Source organism: Nonomuraea sp. NPDC049158 (assembly GCF_040648335.1).
In the GTDB taxonomy this organism is placed as follows: domain Bacteria; phylum Actinomycetota; class Actinomycetes; order Streptosporangiales; family Streptosporangiaceae; genus Nonomuraea.
In genome coordinates, this window is sequence record NZ_JBEZDM010000002.1 from 716,536 (window position 1) to 728,015 (window position 11,480).

An 11,480-nucleotide genomic window follows, 5' to 3' on the forward strand; every position below is an offset into this window, starting at 1 on the left:
AACCCCCGATCAGGATTCGAAGCCGAGTGGCAGGTATTTCTCGACGTTCTCCTTGGTAATGGTCTCCGACGCGAGCGTGATCGACTGTGGCACCTGGTTCTCCACCAGGTCGCTCATGCCCTTCTGCTGCGCGATCAACCTGGCCAGCTTGATGGCCGACGAGGCCATCGTAGGACTGTAGGTGACGGTGGCCTTCAGCACGGAGGTGCCCGACTGGATCTCCTTCATGGCGTTCAGGGAGCCGGCGCCGCCGACCATGAAGAACTCGGTCCTGTTCGCCTCCTTGATGGCGGCGAGCACGCCCACGCCCTGGTCGTCGTCGTGGTTCCACAGGGCGTCGATCTTCTTGTGCGCCTGCAGCAGGCTGGCGGCCACCGAGTTGCCCGTCTCCACGGTGAACTTGGCGTCCTGCTTCGCGGTGACGCTGAAGCCGAAGGTCTTCAGCGCGTCGGCGAACCCCTTGCTGCGGTCCTGGGTCAGCGGGAGCGTCGCGATGCCCTGGATCTCCACGATCACCGGGTTCGAGACGCCCTTGTCCTTGAGCTGCTTGCCGATGTACTGGCCGGCCGCGACACCCATGCCGTAGTTGTCGCCGCCGATCCAGGTGCGGTACGCGAGCTTGTCGGGGAAGATCCGGTCGAGGTTGACGACCGGGATACCGGCCTGGGTGGCCTGGAGCGCGACCTGGTTGAGCTGCTGGCCGTCGTTCGGCAGGATCACCAGGGCGCTGACCTTGGCCGCGATCAGCGACTCGACGGCGGAGATCTGCTGGTTGATGTCGTTCGTCGGCTCGACGGGCTTGAAGTCGACGTCCGAATACTGCTTGGCCGCGGACTCGGCGTTCTTCGCGATGGCCGCGATCCAGCCGTGGTCGGCGGCGGGCGCGGAGAAGCCGATGACCACCTTGGTGCCGGGCTGGTCGTTGCCGCTGGCCGCGGGCGCGGGGGCGGGGGCCGCCGACGAGGGCGCGGCGGCGGGCTCGTTGCTGGTACAGCCGGCCGCTAACATCACGGCTCCACCGACCAGGAAACCCCTGCGCGCGACGTTGTTGCTCATGGTGCTCTCTCCTTCAGGTTCCGTCGCTGGAGAAGGACGGCGACGACGATGATCAGGCCCTTGGCGATCAGCTGGTCGCTGGTGTTGAGCCCGTTGAGGATGAACAGGTTCGTGATGAGGGTGAAGATCAGCAGGCCCAGGATCGAGCCGATGATCGTGCCGCGGCCGCCCGTGAGCAGGGTGCCGCCGATGATGACGGCGGCGATGGCGTCGAGCTCGTACAGGTCGCCGTGTGTGGAGGAGCCCGTGGTGGTGCGGGCCATGATGAGGATGGCGGCGATGCCGCAGCACAGCCCGGACAGGGCGTACAGGAGCATCGTGTGCCGGCGGACGTTGATGCCGGCCAGCCGGGCCGCCTCGGGGTTGCCACCGACCGCGTAGGTGCGGCGGCCGAACGTGGTGCGGTTGAGCAGGATCCAGCCCAGCACCACGACCAGCGCGAAGATGTAGACCAGCAGCGGGACCCCGAGCAGCCGCGTGGTCGACAGGTCCACGATCGCGCCGTTGTCGGACTGGATGATCTGCGTCTTGCGGTCGGACATGCGCTGGGCCAGCCCGCGCGCCGCGACGAGCATCGCCAGGGTGGCGATGAAGGGCACTAACCGCCCGTACGCGATGAGCAGCCCGTTGACCAGGCCCGTGCCGGTGCCGACGAGGATCGCGCAGATCGCCATGACGGCCGGTCCGTACGCCTGCGTGGCCAGGGTGGTGGCCCAGACGGAGGCCAGGGCCATGGTGGCGCCCACCGACAGGTCGATGCCGCCGCCGATGATGACGAACGTGGCGCCGACCGTGATGACGCCGATCGTGGCGGCCAGCGACAGGATGCTGACCAGGTTGGAGGTGGTGGCGAAGTTCTCGGGCTTGGTGACCAGGCCGACGATCGCGAGCAGTACCAGCGCGACCACCAAGCCCAGGTGCCGCGCCTCTCCGAGCCAGGCCAGCGGACCGGGGGCCCGCACGGCCAGGCGGTCCTGCGGGCCCGCTTCTGCGGGGTTGCTCATCAGGCGGCTCTCCCATCCATGATCATGTCGAGCACGCGATGCTCGTCGAGCTCTTGGGCGTCGCCCTGGTGGATGACCGTCCCCTCGCGCAGTACCAGCACGCGGTCGGACAGGCCGAGCACCTCGGGCACCTCGCTGGAGACCAGCAGCACGCCGATGCCCTGGTCGGCCAGCCCGCGGATCACCGCGTACAGTTCGGCCCTGGCCCCGACGTCCACGCCCCTGGTCGGCTCGTCGAGCAGGAGTAACTTGCGCCCGCCGAGCAGCCAGCGGGCCAGTACGGCCTTCTGCTGGTTGCCGCCGGACAGCGTCTTGATCGGCCGTTCGGGGTCGGGCGGGCGGATGTCGAGCACCTCGACCAGGCGCCGCGCCTCGGCCTTCTCGCGGGCCCGGTCCATCCAGCCGAAGGTGGCGAACTCCGGCAGGCTGCCCAGGGTGATGTTGGCGGTCACGCTCTGGTCGAGCAGGAGGGCCTGGGCCTTGCGCTCTTCGGGGGCCAGGCCCATGCCTTGCCGTACGGTGCCGACGACGTCGCCCCGCCGCAGGGTCTTGCCCGACAGCAGGACGCGGCCGGAGGCGCGACGGGCTCCGTAGACCGCCTCCAGGATCTCCGAACGTCCGGAGCCGACCAGCCCGGCCAGCCCGACGATCTCACCGGCGCGCACCGAGAACGACACGTCGGCGAACGCTCCCGGCGAGCTGAGCCCTTCGACGCGCAGCACCTCCTCGCCCGGGGACTCGGCGGCGCGGGGCGGGAAGACGTACTCGACGTTGCGGCCGGTCATGAGCGAGACGATCTCGGAGGTCGGCGTGTCGCGGGCGGGCAGGCCGACGGCGACCGTGCGGCCGTCCTTGAGCACGGTGACCCGGTCGCCGATCTCGCGGATCTCCTCCAGGCGGTGCGAGATGTAGACCACGGCGACGCCCTGGGCGGTGAGCTCGCGGATGATGCGGAACAGGTTGGCCACCTCGTCGTGGGCCAGCGCGGCCGACGGCTCGTCCATGATGATCAGGCGGGCCTCGTGGGAGAGCGCGCGGGCCATCGAGACGACCTGCTTGGCGGCCGGTGCCAGCCGCCCGACCTCGGCCTTCGGCCGAATCTCCGGGTGGCCGAGCCTGGCCAGCACCGCGGCGGCGGCCCGGTTGGCCGCTCCCCTGTTCACGAAGCCGGCGCGGGCGTGCTCGTGGCCCAGGAAGATGTTCTCCGCGACGCTGAGCCCGTCGACGAGGTCGAGTTCCTGGTAGATGGTGGCGAAGCCGAGCCTGATGGCGTCGATCGGGCTGCCCGCCCTGACCTGCGCGCCGTTGAACTCGATCGTGCCCCCGTCGGGCTGGTGGACGCCCGCCAGCACCTTGATGAGCGTCGACTTGCCCGCGCCGTTCTGGCCGAGCAGGCAGTGCACCTCACCGGCGCTCACGTCGAGGTCCACCCCGTCGAGCGCGCGCACGCCGGGGAACTGCTTGACGATTCCCCTCATGACCAGCATCGGGGTCCCTTTCAGGCGTTGACGATCCGGTTGATGTTCTCGGGTGACAGGTAGTTCTCGATCGCCAGGATCCCGGCGCCCAGCGCGGCGGCGTTGATCCCGGTACGACTGGGCACGATCGAGAGGTGATGTGTGGCCAGCGGCAGCGATCTGCGGTAGACGGTCTCCTTGATGCCGGCCAGCAGGTGCTCGTGGACCCGCGACAGGGCGCCGCCGATGACGATCACCTCGGGGTTGAAGAAGTTGACCAGGCTGGCGAGCACCTCGCCGATCAGCCGGCCCGCCTCTCTGACCAGCCGGAGCGCCTGGGTGTTGCCCGCCTGTACCAGCGCCACGACGTCGGCTCCCGTCTCGGCGGGCGTGCCGAGCTCGGTCAGCCTCCTGGCGACGGCCGCGCCGCCGGCGACGGCCTCCAGGCAGGCGCTGTTGCCGCAGCGGCAGCCGGCGTCCTCGTGGCCGGAGACCCGGATGTGGCCGATGTCGCCGGCCGAGCCCTGGGCACCGCGGTGCAGCTTGCCCTCGGCCACGATGCCGCAGCCGATGCCGGTGCCGATCTTGACGAACAGCAGGTGGTCGGCGCCGGGGTAGGCGTTGCGGTGCTCGCCGAGCGCCATGACGTTCACGTCGTTGTCGACGAGTACGGCGCAGCCGGCGAAGTGCTCGGGAATGGGATAGTCGTTCCATCCGGGCATGATCGGCGGGTTGTTGGGCCGGCCCGTGGCGAACTCCACCGGCCCCGGCACCCCCATCCCGATCGCCTTGAGCGCGGCCCGTGGCCGTCCGGCCTCGGCGAGCAGCCGGTCCAGCCGCTCGTCGACGTGGGCCAGGACCGTCTCCGGACCTTCGGCGATCAGCAGCGGGTCTTCGCACTCGGCCAGCACGTCGCCCGAGATGTCCATCAGCGCGATCCTGCAGTGCGTGGCGCCCAGGTCGACGCCCGCGAAGGCGTGGTCCGCGGTGTGCAGGCGCAACTGCCGCGGCGGCCGGCCGCCGGTGGACTCGCCGCTTCCGGTCTCGGAGACCAGGCCGCGCTCGATCAGCGCGTCGACGCGCTGGCTGATCGTGGACCTGGCCAGGCCGGTGAGCCGGGCGAGGTCCGAGCGGGTGGTAGCGGAACCGGCGCTGATGAGCGTCAGAACGTCACCGGGCGAGCCCGGAGCGGAGGTCATGCGGCGACAATAAGATCACACAAGCGGCAAATCAAGAGTGTTAGCCGCCCAAACCCTCCCTACTTCCGCCGATAATCAAACAAAGATCTCTGAATTCGGACATAAGGGCAGTTCGGCCCCACCGAGGTCGCGACGCGCCGCCCAGCGGCGGCGACGCAGGGCGTACTCCTGACGTCGGGCGTACTCCTCACCGCTCATGCCCCTGGCGCCACCGCCACAAGCCCCGGCAGCTTGCCGCCACACGCTCTGGCGTCTCGGAGCAACCTCCCTCGCGAGAGCGGCACGGTCGCAGAGCATCGGCGCCCCGGCAGACCGTCAACATCTGGAGAACCATTAGTGGTCATTCGGTAAGAACTGTGCGGCGACCGGAGCACCCATTAGGAGGGCGCATATAACGGGTTCCGTGGCGAACACTTCGCTGGAATTCCGGGCGAAATGTCCCATGACCCGAACCGCCATCCACACGGGGAGTCCGAAATGAGAGAAAAAATAACGATACCTATTTTCGTGGCGATGGCCGTGGGAGGTGGAATCGCCTTCGGGACCGCAGGACTGGCGTCCGCCTCCACGGACAGCCAGGTGGCACCCACGAGCACCGCGAGCCCGCGACCCTATCCGCCGAGGCCCACTGCCAGTGCCAGTGCCAGTGCCGCCGCCACGCCGAGGGCCACCTCGACGTCGTCGTCGCACGTCAACATCGACGTCGACATCGACCCCGAGGAGTTCCGTGGGTGGCATCGTCGCCATCGGGGCTGCGGCCATGGGTGCTGTGGCCACGGGTGCCATGGCCACCACAAGGAGCTGCCGATGACCGGAGCACCCGTGAAGGCCCTGGCCGCGGCCGGTGCCGGCATGCTCCTGACGGGCACCGCCGGCACGCTGATCGCCATGCGGCGTCGCCGTTCGTACAGCGCGAAGTAAGTCGCCGATCTCACAGTGCGAAGTAAGAGACGCCGAGTTGTCATCGCCGGCCTGCTGGCTCCCGCCGCGGGCCTCACGCTGGCCGGGGGTTGGGCCGCGCACCTCGCTCTGAGCGTGCGGGACCACCTGCAGGCGACCAGGAACGCGCTGGTCCTGCTGCGCGCGAGCGACCCCGGCCGGCTGGCCGGGACGCTCGCGGACGCGCAGTGGCACGCGACCGAGGCCCGCCGGCTCACCTCCGGCCCGGACTGGTCGTTGCTCGCTCACACTCCCCTGGTCGGAGGGAGCGCGACGACCATCCGCGGTCTGGCGGAGGCCGCTGCGGAGCTGACCGGTGCCCTGACCGACGTGCACCGGGCCGCCGCGCCGCTGATCACGGCCGATGGGTCCGCCAAGGGCGCTTCCATGACTGACATGGGCGAACTGCTGGCCGACCTGGAGTCGGCGGCACCGGCCCTGGACGCTGCCGCCGACCGGGTCGCTCTGGCGCGCTCACGCCTGTCCGTTACCCCGGCGGACACGGGCGTGAGCGAGCTGGACGAGGCCCGCGTCACGGCCCTGGAGCAGGTCGATCGGCTGCACGGCTGGCTCGGCGCCGCGGCCGACGCCGCCGCCCTGCTGCCGCCGATGCTGGGCCACGACGGTCCGCGCCGCTATTTCCTGGCATTCCAGACAAATGCCGAGGCGCGCGGAACCGGCGGCCTGGTGGGCGCCTTCGGCATTCTGAAAGCCGGGCAAGGAAAACTCGGCATTCAGCGGCTCTCCGCCAACACCCGCCTCGCGCCGAGTCCGGCACCGGTCGCCGACAATGGGCCGGCATTCAGCGCGCGTTACGGGCCGAGCGCGCTTTCCCTGCTCTCCAATTCCAATCTTTCCCCGCATTTCCCGTACGCCGCGACCACCTGGACCGCGCTCTGGGAGCGGCAGACAGGCCGGCGGCTGGACGGCGCCATCGCGACCGACCCGGTCGGGCTCTCCTACCTGCTGCGGCTGATCGGCCCGGTCACTCTCCCGGGCGGTGAGACGGTGACCGCCGAGAACGTGACCGACCTGACCGAGCGAGTGGCCTATGTCCGCTACCAGGATCCGGACGAGCGTAAGAAGTACCTCATCACGATCGCCGGCGCCGTCAGCGAGGCGATGACCCGGTCCCATCCGGATCCCCGCACCTTGATGTCCACCTTGGCGCAGATGGTGGATGAGCGGCGGATCCAGGTGTGGAGCCGCAGAGGCATCGAGCAGCGCCGCCTGGCGACGACGCCGCTGGGCGGAGTGCTACCCCGGGAGCCTGGACCGTTCGCCGGACTGGTGGTCAACAATTCCGGCGGCAACAAGCTCGACTACTACCTCAAGCGCTCGGTCGACTATGAGCTGGGCCCCTGCCGTCCCGACGGGCAACGCGTCACGAAGGTGCGGGTCAGTCTCACCAATGACGTGCCGCGCAGGAAGCTGCCCAGGTACGTCACCAGCCGCCTTGACTCCCCGGAGCGCCCCCATGCCGTCGGATCCAACCTGCTGTGGGTGTCGCTGTACACCGGCGTCGGCGCGAAGAACGGCGGCGTGCGGATCGACGGCAAGCCCGTGGAGGTCATCAAAGAGGTCGAACGATCCCACCCCGTCTACTCCATCATGCTGGAGCTCGCACCCCGGCAGTCCAAGACGCTGGAGTTCCTCCTGCTCGAACCCACCTCGGACGCGGCGCCGCTGGCGCCCGTGCAGCCACTGGTCCATCCGCAGCAGACCAACATCACCCAGGACCATCGGGGCTGTACCTTCGAGACTCCCACAAGCGAAGGGTAAAGACCGGCGCGCCGCCAACAGCCGTCTGACCAGGGCGTTCTACCGTCGCGCTCATGGAAGGTACGCGGGACGCGGCTGGTTTCCACATCTTGTTCGTGTGCACGGGCAACATCTGCCGCTCTCCTCTGGCGGAGCGGCTGACCCGGCCGGCCCTCGGGCCCGCGTTCCGGGTGACCAGCGCGGGCACCCACGCCGAGCCGGGCACGGAGATGGCCGAGCACACACGGCGGACGCTGCTGCGCCTCGGTGGCGATCCCAGCGGCTTCGTCTCCAGCCCGCTGACCACCGAGGTGGTGGCCGCCGCGGACCTGGTGCTGACGGCCGCCGCCGCGCACCGCGCCGAAGTGGTGACCCGGCAGCTCCAGGCAGCCGGGCGTACCTTCACCATCGTCGAGTTCGGCGCCTTGAGCAGCGCGGTCGAGCCCATGGCGGTCACCCGTCATCGCGACGCGGTACGGCGGGCGCACGCGCTGGTCGACGAGGTACGCAGGCTACGCGGCCTGGTGCCGGTGGACCGGCCCGACATCCTCGACCCCATCGGCGGCACCCGGTGGCACCACCGGATGGCGGGACGGAGGATCGCCAGATCGCTCGCCGTCCCGCTCCGGCTCCTCACACAGCCGTCGGCGCCTTGACCGCCGCCCTGGCCTCGGCCTCGGTGTCGGTCTCGTACCCGTAGCCGTAGCCGTAGCCGTCGTATCGGCTGGCCTTGGCCGGGACGAAGTTCATGACCGTGCCGACGATGCGAGCGTTGATCGACGCCAGCAGCTCAATGCCCCGGAGGATGTGCTCCTGCCGGGTCTTGCCGTACCGCGCGACGAGCAGCACTCCGTCACAGATCGCCGAGAGCGTCGCGGCGTCGGTCACCGGCAGCAGTGGCGGCGCGTCGACGATCACGATGTCGTAGTCGTCCATGACCTGGTCGATCACCTGGCGCATCCCTCGTGAGCCGAGCAACTCGCTCGGGTTCGGCGGGATCCGGCCGCTCGGCAGCACGAACAGGCGCGGCTCGCCCCAGGGCTGGATCACCTCGTCCAGCCGCGCCTTGCCGATCAGCACGTCCGTCAGGCCGACCGCGCCCTCGATGCCGAGGTAGGTCGGGATGCGCGGACGACGGAGGTCGCCGTCGACCAGGAGCACCCGCCACCCCGCCTGGGCCAGGGCGATCGCGAGGTTGGAGGAGGTCGAGGACTTGCCCTCGTTCGGCAGGCAGCTGGTGATCACCAGGGATCTGGGCTGCCGGTCCACGCCGATGAACTGCAGGTTCGTACGGAGTGAGCGGAACGCCTCCGACCTGGACGATCGGCCCCCGCTACGGACGATCAGCGGGTGACGCCGCGCGTCCCGCTCATACCCGATGACGCCGAGAGTCGAGCTCTTCGAGGCCCGCTGCAGCGTGTCGGAGGACTTGATGGTCGTGTCCAGGCGATCGCGGAGCACCAGCGCGGCGAGGGCGGCGAGCAGCGAGATCAGTACGGCGAGCACCATGTTGATCACCGGCCTGGGGCTGACCGGCGCCTGGGGGGTCTCCGCCTGGTCCACCACCGTGATCTTGATCGCGGGGCGGCTGGCTGGTGTGACCCGCTCGATCTGGTCGATCAGCTGCGTGAACCGCGCCCCCAGAGCGTTGGCCAGTTGTGCGGCGCGGACCGGGTCGCTGTCCGTGACCGTCGCATGGAGCAGGACGGTACCGGGGACGACTTCCGCCGAGATGTTCGCCTGCACGCTCCGGATGTCCTCGGGTGCGGCGATCTGGCTGACCACCCGATGGCTGGACAACAAGGTGGCATAGGACTGGACCCTCTGCGCCGACAGTATGCCCGCTTGGTACGCGGCGGAGAGGCCGCCCTCTCTGTCTTGGCCGGAGACCAGCATCGAGATCGCCGCGACATACTTCGGCGGCGTGTTCGCGGTGACCACCGCCGCCGCGCCCATCCCGATGGCCAGCGAGGCGAGGATGAGCAACCAGTTCCTGCGCACGAGCCGCATGTAGTAGAGCAGATCCACCGGATCAACGCCGCCTTTCTCGGATTCTTGAACGAGCCTTGAGGTGCCGGACCGGCGCGTAAACGTTCACGCCCTGCAGCAAGACGAAGACAACGAGCGCGATTCCGCCCGCGGTGACCGCCGCGATGAAAGAAGAGACCCAGCCCATGGCCATGGCCAGGTACAGGGCACCAGCGAGCCCTGAGCCCACGCCGAGTGCCGTTGCCGCCAGTCGGGCTCCCAGGCCGATTCTCCGCAGGCGATGCGACACGTGATCGGTGCCGCCCGACAGCGGCGATCGGCCGGCTCTCATCCGGGAGACGAACACCACCCCGGTATCGATAGTCGCGACAAAGGTGGGCAGAAGCAGCCCCGCCGCCACCGTGACCGGACCCTGTCTCATCACCAGGACGACCGCCGAGCACGTGAGGACGAAGCCGATGAACAGCGATCCGGTGTCTCCCATGAACATCTTCGCGGGCGGCCAATTGTGCAGGAGGAAACCCAGCGTGGCGCCGGCCAGGGCCACCAGCAGGAGCCCCAGAGCCGGCCATGCCTGCAAGAAGGCCGTCCCCGCGAGGAAGGCGGCGCTGACCGCGGTGATCGCCCCCAGCGAGCCGTCCATGTTGTCCAGCAGATTGAAGGAGTTGGTCATCACGACGATCCACATGACGGTGATCGGACCATCCGGCCATCCGCCTGTCACCGTGAGCTGGACCCCGGAGAGCACGACGCCGCTCGCCGCCACCGTCTCCACCACCAGTCTGGCGGCCGTGGTCAGCGACTCGAAGTCGTCGATCAGGCCGAGGAGGGCCACCGCCATGCCGGCCAGCAGGATGGCGGTGAGCCGCCGGTCGCCGGGGCCGACCGCGGCCACCGTGGGGACGATCGTGGCCAGCGCGATCGCGATGCCACCTAGGTAGGGGGTCGGGCGGGTATGCGCCTTGTGCCCGCCGGGATGATCGGTGAGGCCCCACTGAACCGCGAGGCGCTTCAGCGGGATGGCGGCCGTCGCGCTGAACAGACACGCCGCCACACCGGCGGCCAACGCGAGTGCTCCGTTCACCGCATCGCCGCCGCGAGCTCCTCGCGGGCCTCCTTGACGATCTCGGTGAGGATCTCGTCCAGTGTGCGTCGCGGAGCCCATCCCGTGAGCTCTCGGATCTTGGTGGTGTCGGGGACCCTGCGGGTCATGTCCTCGAAGCCGTGTTCGTAGGCCTCGTGATAGGGGATGAGGTCTACCCCGGAGGTGGACGCGGTGTGCTCGACGACCAGCTTCGCCAGCTCCAGGATGCTGATCTCGTCGGCCGATCCGATGTTGAAGGTCTGTCCGATCGCGGCGTCGTGGTCGAGCAGCCGGAGCAGTGCGTCGACGACATCCACGACATGGGCGAAGCACCGGGTCTGGGTGCCGTCTCCGAACACCGTGAGCGGGGCGCCGGCAAGCGCCTGGCGTACGAGGCGTGGAATGACCATGCCGTAGGCCGGGCTTTGCCGTGGTCCCACGGTGTTGAACAGCCTGACGACGATCGTCGGCAGGCCGCGCTCTCGGTGATAGGCGTTCGCGAGGATCTCGTCGACGGCCTTCGCCGTGCTGTAGGCCCATCTCACCACGGACGGACTGCCGAGGATGCGATCGGCGTTCTCGCGCAGCGGTCCTGACGAGTTCTTGCCGTAGATCTCGCTCGTACTGGTGATCAGGATCTTTTTCCGGTATCGATGCGCGGCCTCGACGACGATCTCCGAGCCGCGGATGTTGGTCGTCAGGGATCGGAGCGGCTGCTCGACTATCAGCTTGACCCCCACCGCGGCGGCGAGATGAACGACGACGTCGCACTGATGGACGAGTTCGTCGACCATCAGCTCGTCCAGAATGGAGCCCTGGATGAAGCGCAGGTTCGGATGCGGCCGCAGGTTGGCCAGCCGCCCGGTCGACAGGTTGTCGAGAATAACGACGGAGTCGCCGCGGGCGATCAACGCGTCGGTCAGATGCGACCCGACGAATCCGCTGCCGCCCGTTATCAGGTAAGTGCACTTCGATGCTTTGCTCACGGGTT

General features: G+C 69.0%; 10 protein-coding genes. 3 read left to right on the plus strand and 7 right to left on the minus strand.

Going from position 1 to position 11,480, the window contains the following annotated elements:
* Positions 1–9 precede the first annotated feature (9 nt).
* Genes AB0B61_RS07585 through AB0B61_RS07600 form a run of 4 tightly spaced genes read right to left on the minus strand, consistent with a single transcriptional unit; the run spans position 10 to position 4,716 of the window.
* The gene (locus AB0B61_RS07585; RefSeq protein ID WP_358429256.1) at positions 10–1,056 is read right to left on the minus strand and encodes a substrate-binding domain-containing protein; all 1,047 of its coding nucleotides are present in this window, start codon (positions 1,054–1,056) and stop codon (positions 10–12) included.
* Positions 1,053–2,060 (minus strand): ABC transporter permease, encoded by a 1,008-nt coding sequence (locus tag AB0B61_RS07590; RefSeq protein WP_358429258.1) that lies wholly within the window; start codon positions 2,058–2,060, stop codon positions 1,053–1,055. Before AB0B61_RS07590 ends, AB0B61_RS07585 begins: the two co-directional genes overlap by 4 nt.
* Complete coding sequence (locus tag AB0B61_RS07595; protein ID WP_358429260.1) at positions 2,060–3,547, minus strand: sugar ABC transporter ATP-binding protein; 1,488 nt, start codon at positions 3,545–3,547, stop codon at positions 2,060–2,062. The genes AB0B61_RS07590 and AB0B61_RS07595 overlap by 1 nt, the downstream gene beginning before the upstream one ends.
* An 11-nt stretch (positions 3,548–3,558) precedes the next feature.
* Positions 3,559–4,716, minus strand: coding sequence for an ROK family transcriptional regulator (locus AB0B61_RS07600; RefSeq protein WP_358429262.1), 1,158 nt, complete (start codon positions 4,714–4,716; stop codon positions 3,559–3,561).
* 807 nt (positions 4,717–5,523) lie between these two features.
* Between AB0B61_RS07600 and AB0B61_RS07605 the strand changes: the two genes are divergently transcribed.
* From AB0B61_RS07605 to AB0B61_RS07615, 3 genes are read left to right on the plus strand one after another with little or no spacing between them, the layout of a single operon-like run.
* Entirely contained in the window at positions 5,524–5,637 is a 114-nt protein-coding gene (locus tag AB0B61_RS07605) for an LPXTG cell wall anchor domain-containing protein (protein WP_358178670.1), read from the plus strand.
* Positions 5,638–5,652: 15 nt separating this feature from the next.
* Positions 5,653–7,437, plus strand: coding sequence for a DUF4012 domain-containing protein (locus AB0B61_RS07610; protein ID WP_358429264.1), 1,785 nt, complete (start codon positions 5,653–5,655; stop codon positions 7,435–7,437).
* Positions 7,438–7,490: 53 nt separating this feature from the next.
* Positions 7,491–8,072 (plus strand): hypothetical protein, encoded by a 582-nt coding sequence (locus AB0B61_RS07615; RefSeq protein ID WP_358429266.1) that lies wholly within the window; start codon positions 7,491–7,493, stop codon positions 8,070–8,072.
* Here AB0B61_RS07615 and AB0B61_RS07620 read toward each other — a convergent pair.
* From AB0B61_RS07620 to AB0B61_RS07630, 3 genes are read right to left on the minus strand one after another with little or no spacing between them, the layout of a single operon-like run.
* Positions 8,050–9,444 carry a polysaccharide biosynthesis tyrosine autokinase gene (locus tag AB0B61_RS07620; RefSeq protein WP_358429268.1) on the minus strand — a complete coding sequence of 465 codons (1,395 nt, stop codon included), beginning with the start codon at positions 9,442–9,444 and terminating at the stop codon, positions 8,050–8,052. The two genes, AB0B61_RS07615 and AB0B61_RS07620, sit on opposite strands and share 23 nt — an antisense overlap.
* A 4-nt stretch (positions 9,445–9,448) precedes the next feature.
* Positions 9,449–10,489 carry an MraY family glycosyltransferase gene (locus AB0B61_RS07625; RefSeq protein ID WP_358429270.1) on the minus strand — a complete coding sequence of 347 codons (1,041 nt, stop codon included), beginning with the start codon at positions 10,487–10,489 and terminating at the stop codon, positions 9,449–9,451.
* Complete coding sequence (locus tag AB0B61_RS07630; RefSeq protein ID WP_358429272.1) at positions 10,486–11,475, minus strand: GDP-mannose 4,6-dehydratase; 990 nt, start codon at positions 11,473–11,475, stop codon at positions 10,486–10,488. Before AB0B61_RS07630 ends, AB0B61_RS07625 begins: the two co-directional genes overlap by 4 nt.
* Between the last annotated feature and the right edge of the window lie 5 nt (positions 11,476–11,480).

Coding starts and splice junctions, on each gene's coding strand:
- AB0B61_RS07585 (WP_358429256.1), bottom strand. CDS start 1,056: ATGAGCAACAACGTCGCGCGCAGGGGTTTCCTGGTCGGTGGAGCCGTG.
- AB0B61_RS07590 (WP_358429258.1), bottom strand. CDS start 2,060: ATGAGCAACCCCGCAGAAGCGGGCCCGCAGGACCGCCTGGCCGTGCGG.
- AB0B61_RS07595 (WP_358429260.1), bottom strand. CDS start 3,547: ATGCTGGTCATGAGGGGAATCGTCAAGCAGTTCCCCGGCGTGCGCGCG.
- AB0B61_RS07600 (WP_358429262.1), bottom strand. CDS start 4,716: ATGACCTCCGCTCCGGGCTCGCCCGGTGACGTTCTGACGCTCATCAGC.
- AB0B61_RS07605 (WP_358178670.1), top strand. CDS start 5,524: ATGACCGGAGCACCCGTGAAGGCCCTGGCCGCGGCCGGTGCCGGCATG.
- AB0B61_RS07615 (WP_358429266.1), top strand. CDS start 7,491: ATGGAAGGTACGCGGGACGCGGCTGGTTTCCACATCTTGTTCGTGTGC.